The organism is Wolbachia endosymbiont (group A) of Dendrolimus pini (assembly GCF_964026835.1).
In the GTDB taxonomy this organism is placed as follows: domain Bacteria; phylum Pseudomonadota; class Alphaproteobacteria; order Rickettsiales; family Anaplasmataceae; genus Wolbachia; species Wolbachia pipientis.
The window spans coordinates 237,991-257,195 of sequence record NZ_OZ034702.1 but is presented as its reverse complement, the minus strand read 5'-3'; the positions used below and the strand labels follow the sequence as shown (position 1 = coordinate 257,195).

The window sequence follows — 19,205 nt, the reverse complement described above, 5'->3', positions numbered from 1 at the left end:
ATCTCTAGATCCCGCTAACAAGCAGCGGAATGACGATGGTCGGTAAACCTAAATTACTTTAGCTATAGCACAATTAAGTAAATACGGCAATTTTACGCCAAAATTTTTTGTTTACGAACATAAATTTTCTATGCTATGATAAAAATATTACTTGACCTTAGGTTCTAAGGTTATTATGTAATGTTAATTATATATATTGAGGTTTAATATGTTTATGGAGATTAATGGTACAATAAAGGTTATCAATAATGAAATAATGCTTATTATAGCGCAAGATGATTTTAAAAAATTTCAAGAGTATGAAAACATTTCAAGTTCTAAAAAGTTTTATGCGGGTTTTCCACTAGGTAATAAGCAATTATATATTACCGGTTTGTTTGAAAAAGAAAAAAAAAATCAAGGAGATAATATTGTAATCATGCCTATATCTTCAGCTAACAAACAAGGTAACGGAAAAGCTTTTACTACTGCAACAGAAATAAAAACCCTGTTGGGCCTTGATAATACAAAAAAAGAAGTTGAGGTACAGATGCTTCAACATCCCCAAAAACAATTAGAAGAATTGAAACCTAAAATACAAGAATTAGAAGCTGCAAAGAAGAAAGCTGAGGAGGAATTGAGAACTAAAACACAAGAATTACAAGATCAATTGGACACAGCTCAGCAGGAAAAACAAGACTTAGAAGCTGAAGTGGAAAAACTAAAGGCAATAGATTCTACAGCGTTACAGCAGCAGTTAGAAGAGAAAAATGCTAAAATAACAGAATTGGAAGCATTAGATGCTGTGGTGTTACAGCAAAAGTTAACAGAGAAAGAGAATGAAATGACAGCATTAAAAGCTCAACAAAATACACAAGAAGTTGCGAACTTACAGCAACAGTTACAAGCTAAAGACGATGAAATAAAAGATTTACAAGAACAGCTAAACAACCAACCAAATGCTACTCTGTTACAAGCTAAAGACGATGAAATAAAAGATTTATAAGAACAGCTAAACAACCAACCAGATGCTACTCTGTTACAAGCTAAAGACGATGAAATAAAAGATTTACAAGAACAGCTAAACAACCAACCAAGTGCTGCTCAGTTACAAGCTAAAGATGAGGAAATAACACAATTAAAAGCTCAAGTTCAGCAGTTGCAAGCTAAAAATGCTGAAGTTGTGGAGTTAAATAAACAATTAGAAGAGAGTAAAAGTCTTGTTGATAAATTACAGAAGGAAAAACAAACATTAGAAGATAAAAGCAAAACAACTGAGCAACCAAAACAAGGCAATGGAGCGAAGTACACCGCTACTGTTGGTGTTGGTCTTGCTGCTGGACTGATAGCATTTACTGCACTTGAACATACAGTTAGGTTAGAGATGTTAGTAATAATTGGTATAGCAGTAACATCTGCACTCGTAGCTGGTGGTATTACATATGCAGCATTACCTAGTACTCAAGTAGATGGGGCGAAAGCACAAGGAGTAAATGGGAATAAAAATAAAGGGAGGCAATAAGGGTTGAGCCATACGCGTCAAGTAAAACACTTGACGCAAACTTCAGTTTTTATATTCCTTCATTAGCATAATATAATTTTGTGCTGATTGTGTAATATGTTTAATTTCTTCATTCGACATCTTTTTGAAGAACTTTGCTGGCCTACCAGCCCATATTTCTCCACTTTTTATCACTTTTCCGTGTGTTACCAGTGAGCCAGCAGCTACCATAGCTTCAGGCTCCACAACTGCATGGTCCATCACGGTAGAGCCCATACCAATAAACGCCTTATCATGCACCGTGCATGCGTGCAACACACAAAAATGTCCCACTGTTACCATGCTGCCAATAATTGTGTCACCACCTAGGTTTCTATCCACATGAATTACCGTTCCATCTTGAATATTTGTTCCATCACCTATTTTTATTGATCCAACGTCCCCTCTGACCACACAATTAAACCAGATGCTTGCATCTCTTCCTATTTCAACCTTACCTATGATATGCGAACCACCCGCGATGAAAGCACTTTCGTCTATTTTTGGTTCATAATCTTTGTATTTTAAAATGTGATACATATTAAGCCCAAAGTCTTATGCATATGTTAATCAAAATAAGGTAGGCAGTAAATACATACTTAGATTTCAAACTACTTGGGTGACAGATGTTCTTGACTTACGTGCTTTGTACTGCTAAGATTTTTATTTTCAGCCCTATCTATAATGTCAGTAGCGGTATTAAGTATATTTCAAATAATATTGGTTGTTGTGTTAGTAATTTTAGTGCTCTTGCAGCCGCCTGGAAGTAGTTCGTTAAGTGGTTTTAGTAATACACAACAGGGGGTCAATTCGATGATTCCGGTGAAATCTTCTGAAAACCCGCTCAGCAGAATAACGGCTATTGTTGCTGGATTGTTTATTATAAACACATTGCTATTGTCAGGATTATGTTCAAAAGACGTACATAAAAAATCGATCGCAGAAAAAATTATATTAGAAAAAAAGCAAGAAAGTGAATCTACTTCTGTTCCATTTGAAAATTAATGAAGGAAGCTAAATTTATCTTTGTCACAGGTGGAGTTGTGTCATCGCTTGGTAAAGGCTTAGTTGCTTCAAGCGTTGGTGCGCTTCTTCAAGCTCACGGTTTTAAGATCCGTATCAGAAAACTTGACCCGTATCTCAACATTGATCCTGGAACAATGAACCCAACTCAGCACGGAGAGGTATTTGTTACCGAAGATGGTGCTGAAACTGATTTGGATCTTGGGCATTATGAGCGTTTTACTGGAATTAAAGCAACAAAAGATGACAATATAACAACTGGTAAGATATATCATGAGTTATTGAAGAAAGAGAGGCGTGGTGATTATCTGGGCAAAACTGTGCAAGTCATTCCTCATGTAACAGATTTGATCAAATCGTTCATTTTTAATGGTACGGAAGGTTTAGATTTTGTAATATGTGAAATAGGTGGAACTGTAGGTGACATTGAAAGCCAACCATTTTTGGAGGCTATACGCCAAGTTAACTACACATTAGGAAAACAAAGAGTTATCCTTATTCACTTAACTTTAATACCATATCTTACCGCAGCGCAAGAATTAAAGACAAAGCCAACGCAGCATTCAGTTCGAGAGTTAAATTCCGCGGGGTTACAACCAGATATTATATTATGCCGCAGTGAGAAAGAAATTTTCGATAATCAAAGAGAGAAAATAGCTAAGCTTTGCAATGTTTCTTTATCCAATGTGATACCTGCCCCTGATGTGAGTCATATATATGAGTTACCGGTGTTGTATAGCCAATGTGGGCTTGATACGCAAATTTTGGAGCACTTTCATTTAAGTAAGCCAAAACCAAGCTTGACTGAATGGGATCAAATAGTGCATTCCATAAGGCACCCAACACAGGAAGTTACTGTATCTATAGTGGGAAAATACACCGAATTCCCTGATGCATACAAATCACTGGTTGAAGCATTAAATCATGGTGCGATTAGTAATAAAGTCAAAGTAAAGATAAATTGGGTTAACTCAAGAGAGAAGGAAGAAAAACCTATAAATGAAAAACTTATAGGAGAGAAATTACAGAATTCTCATGCAATCCTTGTTCCAGGGGGGTTTGGTGATGACGGAGTAGAGGGTAAAATATTAGCAATAAATTATGCCCGTACAAATAATATCCCATTTTTCGGAATTTGCCTTGGTATGCAGCTTGCAATTATTGAATTTGCTCGTAATGTTGTTAAGCTTGAAGATGTACACTCTGAAGAATTTCGTAACTGTAAACATCCAATCGTTAAGTTAGCTGGCGATCAAGATGACGATCTTGGTGGAACCATGAGACTTGGAGCATACAAATGTAATATAAATGCAAACTCTAAAATGATGGATGCATATAGTAACACTACTATTTCAGAAAGACACAGGCATAGATACATAATCAATTCAGATTATAAAGATGATTTGGAAAAAAATGGGCTGCTATGCAGTGGCATATCAGAAGATGGAACGTGCATAGAGGCAGTGGAGTTAGAGAGTCATCCGTGGTTTATCGGTGTGCAGTTTCATCCAGAATTTCAATCAAAGCCGTTTTCTCCTCATCCTCTTTTTGTATCATTTATTGAAGCAGCAGTTAATAAAATTTAAAAGAAGAAGATTAGCAAAGGAAAGTGTTCAAGTATCAATATATGGAGCTTGCCATAGAGCAAGCCAAACTTGCTCAGAAAAATGGTGAGGTGCCAATAGGTGCTGTAATGGTTAGTGGAGACAATATCATTTCTTCTGCACACAATATATCCAGCGATCCAACTGCACATGCAGAGATGTTAGCGATCAGACAAGCATTTTCAACTCCCACGCTTTGTGATGCTGATATGTACGTAACATTAGAACCATGTCCGATGTGTGCTCAAGCTATTTCCTTTGCCAGAATTAAACGATTGTACTTTGGAGCTTATAATCCAAAAGGTGGAGGAATTGAAAATGGTGCTAAGATATTTCAATTTTGCAGCCATATACCTGAAGTTTATGGTGGGATATTAGAAACAGAATGCTCTTTTTTGTTAAAGGATTTTTTTGAGAAACTAAGGAACATTTGATAAATCGTCATGCTACTTGTTTTCCGATACAAAATCGTCATCCCGCTACTTGTTAGCGGGATCTATGCTAGGAGATACCGTGACGGTATGGCGGTTAAGTAATTCGTCATTCCAGCGCGTGACGCACAACTATACAAACATTGTCCACCAGCAGGGTGTCATCCGAGTAGCTGACACTGCCCTCCTTTGTCATCCCAGTGCCCTGACTACTTGGATCCAGAAGACTTAATTTTAACCAAGTGGCTGCATAATAAAGGCTGGATTCCAGTGTCAAGCACTGGAATGACATTACAGGGACACTGGGATGACATCATCCTTTTCTCTGGATTCCAGACTGGAATGACAGCAGTCCTACGTCATACCGTCACGGTATCTCTAGATCCCGCTAACAAGCAGCGGGATGACGGTTGTCAGGGTGTCAGCTACTTAGATGAAACCCTTTCCCGGTCTATCAAATCACATAGGAGAAAACTAAGACCAATCAAATTTCTTATCTTGCGGTTTTATTTGCAATATTGCTACCACACTGATCAACAAGCAGAAGACTATATAAAGCCCAGCAGCAAGGTTTGTTTGAGGAAATGTTACAGTCAACCAAATACAAACCATAGGAGTAAATCCTCCATGTAACGCATAAGAGATATTGCGTGATAAGCTCACACCACTAAATCTAACATTGGTAGGAAAGAGTTCAGATGCAACTATTCCTATGGGAACTATACCCCTTTCTATTATAGAGAGAACCATTACGCTCAACGCAATCACAAGATAATTTTTATAGTAATATGCAATAGATAACGCAGGACAACACAGTGCCATTGTAATTGCTATAAATAAGATTGCAGTGCGCTCTTTTCCAACTTTATCAGCCAACATTCCAAACGCTATTGAAGATATCGGCATTAATACACTGGTTATAATCAATACAATTTCGTTGATATATGTTGTTACATAAACATCCACTGATGCTATTTCCTTTGCGAGAGTTCGAAGAAATATGGTAAATCCAACAGCAACATTAACAGGTACAGATATTAAAATAGCAAGTATAAGAGCTCTCTTGTGGCGTTTTATAAGCTCTATTATTGGCAAATCAGGTAAATTTCTTTGTTTTCGATTTTTTTCATATGCTGGAGTTTCTCCCAATGTGTATATGCTATACGCGCTAATTAATCCTAAAATAGCTGAGAAAATAAATGGCAATCTCCAACCCCAGGTACAAAAATCAGTAGTTTTTTTGCAGATAATCACTATCACCGCAGAAAGCAAGACGCCAATGGAGCGACCAAAACCCATCATTCCAAAATACATCCCTAAGTTCTCTTTCCTACTGGATAAATGCTCTATAAGATAAACAGAACTTCCTTGTTCACCACCAAGTGCAATTCCTTGTGTTATATGGATTGCAAGAAGCAATATAGTAGAAATTATACCTACTTGATTGTGACTTGGAATAAATGCAATGAGACTTGATGGTATCGATATTAGCAAGATAGTAATTATTAATGCTATCCTCCTTCCATACCTGTCACCAACGTGACCAAATATGAATGCACCAAGTGGCCTTACAATTGCACCTAGCCCTACAATTCCAAATAATTGCAGTATGTTACTGTAGACATCTTTTGCAAAACAAAACTCTCTGCTGATTATGTTAATCAAATCAATAAAAAGCATGTAGTCATACCATATTGCGATTCTGCAGAGTATGGTTGATATCAACACCCTTGTTTGCACTAAATTCAATTCGTAAATGTTTGCTTATTCTATTCTGGCTGCTTTTTGGGATTTTACAACCTAAACATATGGAGTTGACTTTTTTATTATGGTGTGTGATAATTGCAGTGTTATTAAGTTTAGTGGTAAAGTTATAATGAATATAGCTTATTTAGCAGCACTTATAGCAGCAGCTATAATAAAAATAGCAGCAGTAATACTTTGTGCTATAATGTGTATAAGCATTTTCTTTATATTATTTAAGGGAATTAAAGAACATTTAGATTCAAAAGGATTTCTATCTCTTCTGAAAACAGTAGGTGTAATTTCTATAATACTATCAATTATATCTCTCCCACTTATTATATTAAGCCTTACTACTCCGTCACCTCTGGTAGTAGGTATAGTAGGTGGTATCGTTGGTGCTATTTCCATAATACCATTAATAGTAGCTTACATTTTGCTTGTGGCTATATCGAATATCTTTATTACCAAGTCTTTATAAATTTGAGCTAATGTTACTGTCTTCATTTCTTCTTGGTTGTAATATTGCTGAAAGTTATCTATTTCCATAGGTATAACATATAATCTGATTTTATAAGATATTCTACCGGGATTAAAATATCGTAAATCTTAGGCGTTATAAACAAAATTTACAGGAAAAATAAGATGATACTACTCAAAAAGGCAAACAAGACGGTATCTTTCTGGCATAAGTTAGCATTCAGCTTTACCTTTCCTTGCAAGACATTTTAGAGCTATTATGTCTTACTTCTTGAAGATACAAGTTAGCGTTTTTAACCCGAATTCTGGATTGGAGATTAAAAAAAACAAGAATATCAATAGCTTATTGTTTTAGCATTTACGATAAAGCAGTAAGCATTTTAAGACTAGTTACTAATTTAGTAAAATTCAAGACTTTCAATAATTTACCTAAAATCTAATCCAGAATTCGGGTTAATAATAAAATCTTGTTTTTTGAAAATGAATTTGGTAAACTTTAAAGATGTATGTGACAATATGGTGATATATTGTTTTTAGTATTTAATAAATTAAAGTACGTACTTGATAATTTTTCTGAACGCTCTAATCAAGCTAAAATAGGTAAGCTAGATAAAATTATTCTTAGTTTAAAATTGGTATAAGGTATTAAGATGAAAAAAATTGAAATTTCAGAATTACTAAAAAGAATTTCAATCTGTTTACTATGCGTGGCAACTATTGTCTCTATCGCTTTTTTGTTTGCCTATATGCATACAATGTTGCTTAGTAAAGGGTATGAGTTAGCTGCACATTATGTTAGTGAAGCTATGCCTTGTGTGTTACTTGTCGTTCTCCTTTTTATTGTTTGGTTTGTATATGATCAAGTATTCAGCAAACTAAAGGAAGTAGAGCTGCCTATATCGATAGAATTAGCTAATTCAGATGATAAAAGAATAACATTTGCTGATGCTATAATTGATGACTCCTTAAAACAACGGTTGCAGATGATTTGCTGTGACCAAATGACAGAAGAAATGCGCAAGCTGTTTGGAAATAAAAGTATTAATTCACTAAGAGGTTACATATTATATGGCCCTCCTGGAAATGGTAAAACACTTATCGCTCGTGCAATTGCAGGTGAATCAAATATGAATTTCATAAGCATCTCAGGTCCTGAACTTATTGGAGTATATATTGGTCATGGTGCACATGCTGTACGCGAGCTTTTTAAAATAGCAAAAAAATATTCTCCTTGTATAGTCTTTATAGATGAAATAGATGCAGTTGCTCAAAAAAGAAGTACCGCTAATAACTCAGCTTACCATTGTCGAGAGAGTTTAACACAGTTGTTAACTGAAATAGATGGATTTAAGAGCAGAAAAGATATAATAGTAATTGGTGCAACTAACCTTATCGGTGGTATAGATCCAGCACTTATTAGACCTGGACGTTTAGGTCAGAAGGTTTATGTCCCTAATCCAAATATAGAGGTGAGACAAAAGATATTGGCACTTTATATGCGAGGTACAAAAACTGATGAAAAGCTAAGCCTCCAAGACATTGCAGACAAGACTGAAGGCTATTCTGGGGCTGAGTTAGAGCAATTAGTGAATGAAGCAAAAACTAGCGCTGGTGCGCAAAGACAGCTTATAGTGAGTGAGGAAGATTTCAGTTACGCGCTTCACAGGTTAAGTCCAGAACAAGAAAGAGATAGAATAAGGTTAGTTTCAAACGTGGAGACACAGACAGAAGTATCTTATTCTATTTAGAGTATAAAACTATCATAAATTTTTCTGTTATTTCCAAATAAATTGCTATTAATTTAACAACATACATTACTAAAAGCTTAAATAATCCAGCCATTTCCAGCAACAAAAAACAGCAAGCGTGAGAAGATTTTTTTTTGGAATGAGTTGGTCATGATGTTTGTAAAACTTAATTTGTACACTTTACTTACCCCCAGTAATTCTGATATAGTTACTTTAGTTAAAGTCTATAAAAGTTTATAAATGGCAACCTTAAGTGTAAGAGAAGCTTTATGCACAGCAATTAGAGAAGAAATGCAAAACGACTCTGATGTGCTTATCATGGGTGAAGAAGTTGCAGAGTATGATGGTGCTTATAAAGTAACGAAAGGATTACTGAAAGAGTTTGGAGAAAACAGAGTAGTTGATACGCCTATTACCGAACATGGATTTGCTGGCCTTGCTGTTGGAGCGGCATTTGCTGGATTAAAGCCAATAGTCGAGTTTATGACTTTTAATTTTTCTATGCAAGCTATTGACCAAATTGTGAATTCCGCAGCAAAAACAAATTATATGTCAGGCGGACAACTTGGATGCCCTATAGTATTTCGTGGACCAAATGGCGCTGCAGCAAGAGTTGCTGCACAACATTCTCAATGCTTTGCAGCTTGGTATTCGCATATACCGGGGTTAAAAGTAATAGCACCCTATTTTGCCTCAGATTGCAGAGGTCTGCTTAAAGCTGCAATTCGTGACCCTAATCCGGTAATATTTCTAGAAAACGAAATAGCTTATGGACATGAGCATGAAGTTTCTGACTCTGAGCTATCAAACAAAGATTATCTACTTGAGATAGGCAAAGCTGCTGTTATACGGGAAGGAAAGGATGTAACTATCACTGCTTTTTCATTAAAATTAATGGATGCCTTAAATGCAGCAGATTTACTTTCGAGTGAAGGTATAGAAGCTGAAGTTATTGACCTCAGAACCTTAAGACCACTTGACACTCAAACTGTTATTAACTCTATTCAGAAGACTAATAGGTTAGTTAGTGTAGAAGAAGGATGGCCATTTGCAGGAATAGGAGCAGAGCTGTCAGCCGTTGTTATGGAACAAGGATTTGACTACCTTGATGCTCCAGTTGTACGTGTAACTGGCAAGGACATCCCCTTACCTTACGCTGCAAATCTAGAAAAAAAAGCATTACCGCAAGTGGAAGATATAGTTGAAGCCGTGCATCAGGTCTGTTTTAGAAAAAAATAGTTCTTTTTTGTGTCTCCTGTTCCGCATTGGTCCATCAAAGAAGTATTTCCAGTGCCGCCTATACCACCCATTACTTTTATGACGATAGTTTTAGCACCGAAAAATACAGCACAAAATATACCGAGTGCAAAAAGAGCTGGCCATGGCATTCTACCAAATATCGCAAGCAAAGCTGCACCTATTATCACTACGGTCATAAGCGGTCCGCCTATTCCCCAAACGTAGCCAATAATGTTACATATTACTTGAGCAGTTGTATCAGTATTAGTGTCAGCGGCAGCACTCCCAACATGAGAAAAAGAAATAAATAATACTATAAAAAGAATATTAAAAACTTTCCTAGGGTTCATCTCTATACCTTAAATTTAGATATTGCAATTATACCTAAAATACTATAATTTTTAGTAAAACTAGCATAAAGATTGAATAACAAACGGTGCCACAAAAGTAGTTGACACACAACTGCACAAATATTGTAATATAGACATAGTAAACGATATTATTCCAGTGCTTGACGCTGGAATCCAGACTTTAATTGTTATATTTATAAATAAGTCTGGAACGTTCATCTCAAATGCAGTATTTTTGTTGAAATAGCTCAACTGGATCCCAGTGTCAAGCACTGGGATGACAGCAGTCCTACGTCATACCGCCGCGGTATCTCAGCCGCTAACAAGTAGCGGGATGACGGTTGTCGTTTAGCCATAAACATTAAGAAATTTACCAAATGAAAAAAAAGGCAAAAGAAGCCCCGTGGTTGGCTAATTACTTACATTATACTTTCAAGTATGGCGTTTTTTTATTCTAAATGCTTAATAACCGCGATTCAGTTGCTTTTAAACCGCAACTAATCTAAATTAGAAACATTAAGAAATTTACTAAACAGAAAAAAAGGCAAAAGAAACCCTAGGGTAGCTAGTTATTCACTATCCATTTTTTAAGTTGGCGTTTTTTTATGTTTTAAACGCTTTATAAGCGCGTTTCAGCTTATGTAGGTAGAAGTTTGATAAAGACATAAGGTGCACATAGTGCAAAAAATTAAACATGAGACGCCAGATACGCGAGTTTTTTTGTCATTTAATCTGTACAGAGAAGATAAATAAATAGCTTCATTTTCATGATAAGGGGGCTGGCGGAGTTTGTCAAGTAAGTTTTTTCGTTTCTAACGGTTGTTGCCAAAAACTATACAAGAAGTCTTTTAAGATCAATCACTTATCTTCAAGGCTTGAATAAAAGCATTCTGTGGAATATTTACGTTCCCTATAGAATGTAACCTTTTTTTACCTTTCTTTTGCTTTTCAAGTAGTTTCATTCTTCGCGTTACATCTCCACCATAGAGTTTAGCTGTTACATCTTTTCTGTATGGGTTAATCGTTTCTCTGGCAATAATTTTTCCGCCCACTGCCGCTTGAATCGCGATTTTATATTGCTGACGTGGTATTAGATCCTTCAAGCGTGCGCATATTTCACGCCCTCTTTTTTCTGCCCTACTTTTGTGAACGATACAAGCCAGTGCATCTACGGGCTCTCCATTAATTAAAAAGCTTAATTTATCTATTTGGCTTACCAGATAGCTGGAAATTTCCCAATCCAAACTTGCATATCCTTTGGAAATTGATTTTAATCGATCATAAAAGTCAAAAACAACTTCAGACAGTGGTAATTTATATCTTAACAATGCTGTTGTTGTGTTACCAATGTAAGATAAATCCTCCTGTTCTCCCCTCCTTTCTTCACATAGAGATAGAATCTCTCCCAAGTATTGGTCAGGGACCATTATGGTTGCGGTAATCCATGGTTCTTCCACAATTTCAATTTTCGTTGGATCTGGCATATCACTTGGGTTATGAATATTCAAAACTTCACCACTTCGTGTTGTAACCCTATATATAACACTCGGTGCAGTTGCTGTTAGGTCTAAATCAAATTCTCTCTCGAGCCTTTCTTGAATAACTTCAAGATGCAACATTCCCAAAAAACCACAACGAAATCCATAGCCTAGTGCATTTGAAGTTTCAGCTTCGAAGGTAAAACTTGCATCATTTAAATGTAACTTTTCTAGAGCTTCTCTTAGATATTTAAAATCATCCGTTTTATGAGGAAAAATGCTACAAAATACCACAGGATGAACTTCTTTAAATCCAGGAAGTGCTTCACTACAAGGTCTCTTTTCCTCAGTGATAGTGTCTCCTACCTTGCAGTCTGCTACTTCCTTCATTGAAGCAGTTATAAAACCAACTTCACCCGCTGAAAGTTCACCCGTCATCACTTTTTTAGGGGTGAAAATACCGATATTATCTATCTGGTATGTAGCATTATTAGACATCATAACAATTCTCATGCCTTTTTTTAGCACTCCATTTTTAACTCGCACTAAAATTACTACTCCTAAGTAAGTGTCATACCAACTATCAACCAAAATTGCTTGCAATGGAGCATTTACATCACCTTGAGGAGCTGGAAGTTTTGCTACTATTGCTTCCAGTACATCTTTTATTCCAAGTCCAGTTTTTGCTGATATTAAAACTGACTCACTTGCATCAATACCGATTATTTCCTCAACCTGGAGTTTTACCTTTTCTGGATCTGCAGCAGGAAGATCAACTTTATTGAGCACAACTATTATTTCATGGTTGTTGTCAATAGCTTTATATACATTTGCAAGGGTTTGTGCTTCAACGCCCTGGCTACTATCTACCACTAAAAGTGAACCTTCACATGCGGCTAAGCTTCGGCTTACCTCGTAAGAAAAGTCAACGTGACCTGGGGTGTCCATGAGATTTAGGCAATATTGATTACCGTCGTTTGCCGTATAATTGAGTTTTACCGTCTGTGCCTTAATTGTAATCCCACGTTCGCGTTCTATATCCATTGAATCGAGTATTTGATTGATCATTTCTCTTGCTTCAAGGCCGTTACATTCCTCTATTAAACGGTCAGCAAGCGTTGACTTACCGTGGTCTATATGCGCTATTATTGCAAAATTTCTTATGTTGTTCATTTATGGCTATTTTACTTAAGTAGAACCATTTTACATTTTAAGTGTTGTGAGGGCAATCCTTTATTAAGAGACTATTTACTCCTTCAACATAGACGACACTTTTTTCGAGCAGGAAATCACTTTATTAACCATATAGTTTTCATGATTATTATCTATTTTAGGCAACTCATATAGATAATTTACCATCATCCCGGCTGACTGACTAATACCCTTTTCAGAAGTATCCGCCATCCAGTTTAATTGTTTTATTGATGCGCCATTGCTTAAATGAAAATGCGCCACCGGGTCATAAGTATTTCCATTACTATTATTCACTTTTAGTAAATAATATGCACATAGTTTAAGCATGTATTGTTTAGTTTCATTTGTACATTCAACATTAGTTTTTAATTGCTCTGCACTTTCTAAAATTTCTGCACTAGATTGTTTTATATTTAGTTTGCCCAATAAAGTGACATCTTGGTTTAGATTGTTTTTTAGCCATTTCGTAAAGCCAGGTATTGGAGAAAGAGTTGCATATGTTTTTATACTTTTAAACTCCTGTGATAGCTTTTCTACAACCCTTTTGATCAAAAAATTACCAAGGCTGATTCCAGATAACCCTGCTTGAGTATTTGATATTGAATAGAATATAGCAGTGCTTGCATTACTCGGATCATTTGAAGGTACTGACTCATCTAAAAGGTGTTGAATGCTATCTGCAATCTTATCCACCAATGCAACCTCTACAAAAATTAGAGGTTCGTTTGGTATCTTGTAATGAAAAAAAGCAAAACAGAGACGATCAGAATCTAGTCTGTTTTTTAGGTCGCCCCAAGAGGAAATTTTATGCACAGCCTCATATTTTATAAGTTTTTCTAACAATGATGCAGGTGAATCCCAGGTGATTTGACGAAGATCAAGTAGATCAACATCAACCCAAGTATAGAGTATATTTTTTAATTCGTTCTCTAGTGGATTCAAGCTTCTATGTTGGTTTTTTAGCTTAAGCACATCAGAACGCATATCAACAATAAACTTAAGGCCTTCTGGTAAAGAAATAAATTGCTTTAATATTTTAGAACGCGGTGATTCAAGAATTTTTATTAAATCCTGTTCAAATTTATAGTTTAACTCGGGATCTTGGTTTTTCTTATACTCTCTAATTTTCTCATCTATTTCCGCTTTATTCGGATTAAATTTTTCTGCCAGGGTTTGTAGAAATTTTATTTTACCTTTCTCTGATAAGCTCAAGTACAGGTTACCAAGAGATACAGCGTTCTTACGTGCTGAAACCTCCCCTCCCTTTGGGTTTAAGCACTCATTCATCTTCAAGACTAAACTATCGATATCGCGACTGTTGCTTAAATCAGGACTGATGTTACCAATCCACGATCTTACAGCATCTGCCACTCCACCTAGTATTTTAAAAAAGCTTCTTACCGCTTTTTTGTCTTCAACTTTCACTATATCAGTTTTTACCAATGATTCTTTTGTCATAGATTCCCTTTATTATACATGGCTAATGCAAGTCAGGGTCATACCGCTGCGATATCTCTAGATCCCGCTAACAATCAGCGGGATGACGAATTTGTCGTTTGTCAAATCGTCGGTAAACCCAAGTTATTTTAGCTACATATAGCTTAAGTTAAAGGAAAATTTTAGCTACATAGCAGGCACTATTACTAGATTATTAATAATTCAGTAATACAATAGACTTCTTGCACTACCTCCCAAGCCACAACTGTCATTCAGTAGAAACAAAAACTTTCTTGACAAACTCCGCCAGCCCACTTATCATGAAACTGAAGCTATTGTATTTGCTTTCGCCAATCTGCAGATTAAAAGGTAAGGATTACTTAATGTATCGGCGTCTTATGTTCAATTTTTTGCAGTATATAGATACTGTATGTCTTTACAAAACTTCATCTACATCTAGATTTTTATCTAAATAAGCTGAACGCGCTTATAAAGCGTTACAAGACATCAAAAAATGCCAATACTCGACAGAGATAGTAAAAGACTAGCTAACTCGGGGATTCTTTGTCTTTTTTTCTGCTTAGTAAATTTCTTAAACATTTGCAGCGTAGGTTAGTTGCAATTAAAAGCGGCTGAATCTCGCTTGTCAAGCGTTTAAAACATAAAAAACGCCAATATTTTAAAGCGGATAATAACCTCAGGGCTTCTTTTGCCTTTTTTTTCATTTAGTAAATTTCTTAATGTTTATAGCTAAACGACAATCGTCATCCCGCTACTTGTTAGCGGGATCTATGCTTTGAGATACCGCGAATAAATCGCGGTATGACGGTGTAATGATGGTTAAGTAATTCGTCATCCCGCTGCTTGTTAGCGGGATCTAGAGATACCGCGAATGAATCGCGGTATGACGGTTCGCGGCGGCGTGACGATAAGCTCGTCATCCCGCTACGTGTTAGCGGGATCTCTTGTTAGCGCCGCGGCGGTATGACGGTTCGTGGCGGTATGACGGTTAAGCAATTCGTCATCCCGCTGCTTGTTAGCGGCTAAGAGATACCGCGGCGGTATGACGTAGGACTGCTGTCATTCAAGTAGCTGAAACTGGAATGACACGTCATAAAGGAACCAGTGTCAGCTACTTGGATGATACCTTTTTTCTACTTAGTTTGGGTTATGCAAGAAGTCTATTTACTTCTTAACTTGACGCACATGATGTCTTGCAGCATCATCTACTGTCTCTAAATAAATCATTGCTAGACATATACCACTGTGTACTTCTACGGATACCTTATTGCCTAAACTTCGATTAAAGCAAGAATTTTTTCCCGGAAAAGCAAGATTACTAAGGTGCAGTTCCCATTTTAATCCTTTGGTTGATATTTGAGCTCTCGGTATACCAAGTAAAGATATTTTAGTATTTTTTGGCAAAGAAAAAAAATGGGTAATACCTTTTTGTAAAGTGTAACCTACCATGGGAGGTGAAGGTGTGTAAAAGATACTGCCCGTACTTAGAAAAATGTTAATATTCTGTAGTATGTGATCAATTGCTCCTCCAGTAATACCCGTTACTATTGATGGCAATAACTTTACTGTTTTTAAGTGAGCCATTGCTTTAGAAAAGTCGCAATAATCTTGATCAGGTAGATATATCGTATTCAAATTAGCACTTAAATCCAGATTTACGCTATCCAAATCTCCTACTACAAGATCAGGTTTTACGCCAATTGATAGAAGCTTGTTTGCTCCTCCATCTACAGCAATAATAGGTATATCTCGTTTAAAAAACGATGAGCTCGGTATTTTTCCATTTAGCACTACAATAGAACGATATTGTTGTTGTGTACTGCAGTGCAGCACATGATCATGGTGCAGGTTTTGCATCGTAGTAACATTTTTGAATAATTGATATTATGCTAATCACTAATCCAGCAATATTGCTAAGCACCACAAAAATTGAGCTCTGGTAAAGACCATAGCCAATCCAAGACAATGAACAAATAAGATAGTTTACTAACATTAACATCGATACATCACGAGTAACTTTAGTGATATATGCTTTATATACTTGAGGTGATAATCCAATTAGAGATGCAATTAACGCAATGAAGCCGAAGCATTCTTCAATATTTATATACATACATTTTCCTACGCTTGCTTTAACAATATCAGGTTCAAAGGGTTGTACTTTATGTACTCTCAGCTTTTCTAGAGCACCCCTAATGCGTGTAATTTATAACATCATTTAGTCTATTAATCAAGAAATTAATAGTGACTTGCATTTATGAAACCCAATCGGCTTCTATGCTAATTATTATCTAAACTAATCGTCGGTTGTGCATCTTGCTCAGAGATTAGGGCAACCAACAAATTATTTATCAATTGAACCTTTTGCTTGCCATCTAATTGTAAGCTTTTGTTTTTTTCAAAATGAGCTATTACTTCCTCGACAATTCCTATTGCATTTTGCACTATATGCCTTCTTGCCGAAGTGATAGCATGTGCTTGTTGACGCCTTAACATTGCTTGTGCAATCTCGGACGAATACGCCAAATGCGATATTCTTGCTTCTGTAATCTCAATTCCTGCAATATCTAATCTTTGTTGTAACATTGACCGCAATTCATCTGAAATTTTATCAGAATTTTTACGTAAAGATTCCTCATTGCTCTCGCTGTCATACGGATAATTGCTCGCCAATTCTCTAATTACCGAGTCACTTTGTACAAAAACAAATTCGTGATAGTTGTTAACATTATAATACGCCTTCGCCGGGCTGTTCACTCTCCAAACAATTACTGCAGAAATCTCTATTGGACTTCCATTTGCATCATTCACTTTTATTTTTTCTGTGTTGATATTTTGAAATTTTAGAGAAATGACATGTTTGTTTGTAAATGGGATTGTGATAAACATTCCTGGTTTAAAATAAGTTCCAATATAATGACCAAAAAATTCTATCACTCTTGCTTCATTAGGATGATTGATAAAAAACCCTGTAGGTAAAATTATGAATAGGATCACGAATAGGATCACAAATGGGATTATTAATACTAAAGCAGTACCATCCATTGAAACCAGGCTATTGTGTATTAAAGCCAGAGTATCATACATCGCAAGTAGTGATAACGGTATTGCCATTAGTATTACCGCTAGTATTAATGCAGGAAAAAACCGAATTTGACTCAAATTTCTATCGTTTATCGTATTCTTATCCATATTGTCTTTAAACTTCTTTTTCACTTGAACCCTCTCTGTTGATCGTTTTATTTATCTTATTTACAAATAGTTTAAACTCTCTTAATTCATGATCAGGCAATTTTACTTCAGTTTTATGTGCTATCGTAAGCGGATCGATGTGTTTGCCGTTATATATAACTTCGTAATGTAAATGGGGTCCTGTTGCAACACCAGTGCTACCAACATAAGCGATGATCTGCCCCTGCTTTACTTTAGAGCCTAACTTTATATCGCCACTAAATCTACTTATATGCGCGTAACAGGTTGAATATTCATTTTTGTGTTTTATTTTGATGTAATTTCCATAGCCACCATTCTTTCCTATATATTCTATCACACCCTCTGCAGCAGCGTATATGGGAGTGCCAAGTTTAGCTGCATAATCCACTCCTTTGTGAAAAGCAATTTTACCGCGAACAGGATGCTTTCTATTGCCAAATTTTGAGGATATGCGATAATCTCCATTTAAAGGATTTGCAAAAATTTCGCCATTTTTTAAGCTTATTCCTTCTTTATTAAAATATCTTTCTTTGCCGTCTTGCGATTTATAATGATATAAACTAATAGCTTTCTTGTTTATTGTCAGTGAAGCATATAAAATTTTTTCTTCAGTCTTCTGATTATTAGGCAATCTCTCAAAAAGAACCTCTAATTTACTCTTCGGCACAATGTCTTTTTTAAAATCAACACCGAAATCTTTATATATGTTGATTAATTTCACCACTGTATTTGGCGCCAACCCTTCCGTGGCAAAAAAGGAAGGTTTTATGGTACTGGATATGAATAACAACTTTCTATCACTTTCTGTCGTCAAAGTAGCTTTTTTTTTTCTGATTCCATGCTGGAATGGCTGTGCAAGATCTGTTGATGTTTCAGCGGTATATAACGGTAAGATAAAGAGCAGCATAAATACAATCAGCTTCATCATTTAAACAGCATCAACAAAAGTAAAATTACCTTCCACATACTGTACATCGTCGTTATCTTCTAGTTCTTCAACCAATGCAGATAATTTATCAATCAACTCTTTATCACTAATTTCAACTAGATCCTTTGGTTGCCACGAAAGACGAGCAAGTTCTGGTTCTCCGAATTTTGCATAAAAGGCATCGCGTACTTTACCAAAATCTTTTATTTCACAAGTTATAACGTGTAATCCTTCTTTGTCATTTTCCTCAATATTCAATACTTCTAATTCGATTCCATGACTGAATAAATCATCAAAATTCACACCCTCTGCTTTATAGACAATTAAACCTACATGATCAAAAAGGTAACTAACACTTCCTGTTTCTCCCAAGTTTCCACCCTTGCGAGAAAATATATAACGTACCTCAGAAGCAGTACGGTTGCGGTTATTAGTCAAGGCATGGACAATGAGTGCAGTGCCAGAAGGCCCATGACCTTCATATTGGATTTCTTCGTAATTTTCTCCAGCAACGTTACCAGTTGCATTTTTTATTGCTGTTTCTATTTTATCTTTTGGTAGATTTTCCTTGCGTGCAGCAAATATAGCAGAGCGAAGGCGCGGGTTGAGTTCGGGATCGGGTAACCCTTGCTTTGCAGCAACTGTTATTTCTCTAATCAGCTTCGTAAATTTTTGAGAGCGCTTTGCATCCTGAGCACCTTTCCGGTGTTTTATATTTGAAAATTGTGAATGACCAGCCATATTCAAATAGTTAAAAACCTAAATTATATATCAAAGCATAGAAAAAGCTAAAGCAA

The 19,205-nt window shown here is 36.0% G+C and carries 18 protein-coding genes and 1 riboswitch; of the genes, 7 read left to right on the top strand and 11 right to left on the bottom strand.

Annotated elements, in window-relative coordinates:
- The first annotated feature begins 214 nt into the window (after positions 1 to 214).
- Both AAGD66_RS01195 and AAGD66_RS01190 read left to right on the top strand, forming a co-directional pair.
- Entirely contained in the window at positions 215 to 985 is a 771-nt protein-coding gene (locus AAGD66_RS01195; RefSeq protein ID WP_341814485.1) for a hypothetical protein, read from the top strand.
- A gap of 153 nt (positions 986 to 1,138) precedes the next feature.
- A complete protein-coding gene (locus AAGD66_RS01190; RefSeq protein WP_265024351.1) occupies positions 1,139 to 1,501 on the top strand; it encodes a hypothetical protein in 363 nt (120 codons plus the stop codon).
- 42 nt (positions 1,502 to 1,543) lie between these two features.
- On the opposite strand, the gene AAGD66_RS01185 is transcribed toward AAGD66_RS01190, so the two are convergent.
- Positions 1,544 to 2,059 (bottom strand): gamma carbonic anhydrase family protein, encoded by a 516-nt coding sequence (locus AAGD66_RS01185; RefSeq protein WP_265024352.1) that lies wholly within the window; start codon positions 2,057 to 2,059, stop codon positions 1,544 to 1,546.
- Positions 2,060 to 2,203: 144 nt separating this feature from the next.
- Between AAGD66_RS01185 and secG the strand changes: the two genes are divergently transcribed.
- Genes secG through AAGD66_RS01170 form a run of 3 tightly spaced genes read left to right on the top strand, consistent with a single transcriptional unit; the run spans position 2,204 to position 4,580 of the window.
- Entirely contained in the window at positions 2,204 to 2,524 is a 321-nt protein-coding gene (gene secG, locus AAGD66_RS01180) for a preprotein translocase subunit SecG (protein ID WP_007548880.1), read from the top strand.
- Positions 2,524 to 4,128 carry a CTP synthase gene (locus AAGD66_RS01175; protein ID WP_264724151.1) on the top strand — a complete coding sequence of 535 codons (1,605 nt, stop codon included), beginning with the start codon at positions 2,524 to 2,526 and terminating at the stop codon, positions 4,126 to 4,128. Before secG ends, AAGD66_RS01175 begins: the two co-directional genes overlap by 1 nt.
- A gap of 41 nt (positions 4,129 to 4,169) precedes the next feature.
- Positions 4,170 to 4,580, top strand: a complete 411-nt coding sequence (locus tag AAGD66_RS01170; RefSeq protein WP_264724247.1) for a nucleoside deaminase — start codon at positions 4,170 to 4,172, stop codon at positions 4,578 to 4,580.
- A gap of 471 nt (positions 4,581 to 5,051) precedes the next feature.
- On the opposite strand, the gene AAGD66_RS01160 is transcribed toward AAGD66_RS01170, so the two are convergent.
- On the bottom strand, positions 5,052 to 6,257 hold the full coding sequence (locus AAGD66_RS01160) for an MFS transporter (RefSeq protein ID WP_244663081.1): 1,206 nt from the start codon (positions 6,255 to 6,257) through the stop codon (positions 5,052 to 5,054).
- A gap of 207 nt (positions 6,258 to 6,464) precedes the next feature.
- On the bottom strand, positions 6,465 to 6,731 hold the full coding sequence (locus AAGD66_RS01155; protein WP_038198831.1) for a hypothetical protein: 267 nt from the start codon (positions 6,729 to 6,731) through the stop codon (positions 6,465 to 6,467).
- Positions 6,732 to 7,450: 719 nt separating this feature from the next.
- On the opposite strand from AAGD66_RS01155, the gene AAGD66_RS01150 reads away from it, so the two are divergent.
- Together AAGD66_RS01150 and AAGD66_RS01145 are read left to right on the top strand one after the other, a co-directional pair.
- Positions 7,451 to 8,548 carry an ATP-binding protein gene (locus tag AAGD66_RS01150; RefSeq protein ID WP_341814483.1) on the top strand — a complete coding sequence of 366 codons (1,098 nt, stop codon included), beginning with the start codon at positions 7,451 to 7,453 and terminating at the stop codon, positions 8,546 to 8,548.
- A 240-nt stretch (positions 8,549 to 8,788) separates the two neighbouring features.
- On the top strand, positions 8,789 to 9,787 hold the full coding sequence (locus AAGD66_RS01145; RefSeq protein ID WP_012673123.1) for a pyruvate dehydrogenase complex E1 component subunit beta: 999 nt from the start codon (positions 8,789 to 8,791) through the stop codon (positions 9,785 to 9,787).
- Here AAGD66_RS01145 and AAGD66_RS01140 read toward each other — a convergent pair.
- The 8 genes from AAGD66_RS01140 to AAGD66_RS01105 form a co-directional block, all read right to left on the bottom strand.
- On the bottom strand, positions 9,763 to 10,137 hold the full coding sequence (locus AAGD66_RS01140) for a TrbC/VirB2 family protein (protein ID WP_006279664.1): 375 nt from the start codon (positions 10,135 to 10,137) through the stop codon (positions 9,763 to 9,765). The two genes, AAGD66_RS01145 and AAGD66_RS01140, sit on opposite strands and share 25 nt — an antisense overlap.
- An 854-nt stretch (positions 10,138 to 10,991) precedes the next feature.
- Entirely contained in the window at positions 10,992 to 12,788 is a 1,797-nt protein-coding gene (gene lepA, locus AAGD66_RS01135; RefSeq protein WP_264724148.1) for a translation elongation factor 4, read from the bottom strand.
- Between the two features lie 75 nt (positions 12,789 to 12,863).
- The gene (locus AAGD66_RS01130; RefSeq protein WP_264339419.1) at positions 12,864 to 14,267 is read right to left on the bottom strand and encodes a malonyl-CoA decarboxylase; all 1,404 of its coding nucleotides are present in this window, start codon (positions 14,265 to 14,267) and stop codon (positions 12,864 to 12,866) included.
- 1,164 nt (positions 14,268 to 15,431) lie between these two features.
- A complete protein-coding gene (locus AAGD66_RS01125; protein ID WP_341814482.1) occupies positions 15,432 to 16,124 on the bottom strand; it encodes a thiamine diphosphokinase in 693 nt (230 codons plus the stop codon).
- Positions 16,105 to 16,380, bottom strand: a complete 276-nt coding sequence (locus tag AAGD66_RS01120; RefSeq protein WP_006280002.1) for a SemiSWEET family sugar transporter — start codon at positions 16,378 to 16,380, stop codon at positions 16,105 to 16,107. The genes AAGD66_RS01125 and AAGD66_RS01120 overlap by 20 nt, the downstream gene beginning before the upstream one ends.
- Positions 16,369 to 16,471: riboswitch (TPP riboswitch) on the bottom strand. Its footprint overlaps the gene before it by 12 nt.
- A 76-nt stretch (positions 16,472 to 16,547) precedes the next feature.
- The gene (locus tag AAGD66_RS01115; protein WP_264724256.1) at positions 16,548 to 17,459 is read right to left on the bottom strand and encodes an SPFH domain-containing protein; all 912 of its coding nucleotides are present in this window, start codon (positions 17,457 to 17,459) and stop codon (positions 16,548 to 16,550) included.
- Positions 17,460 to 17,466: 7 nt separating this feature from the next.
- Positions 17,467 to 18,405: a M23 family metallopeptidase gene (locus AAGD66_RS01110; protein ID WP_265024355.1), complete on the bottom strand. Its 939-nt coding sequence runs from the start codon at positions 18,403 to 18,405 to the stop codon at positions 17,467 to 17,469.
- 3 nt (positions 18,406 to 18,408) lie between these two features.
- Positions 18,409 to 19,149: a YebC/PmpR family DNA-binding transcriptional regulator gene (locus AAGD66_RS01105; protein ID WP_264724227.1), complete on the bottom strand. Its 741-nt coding sequence runs from the start codon at positions 19,147 to 19,149 to the stop codon at positions 18,409 to 18,411.
- Between the last annotated feature and the right edge of the window lie 56 nt (positions 19,150 to 19,205).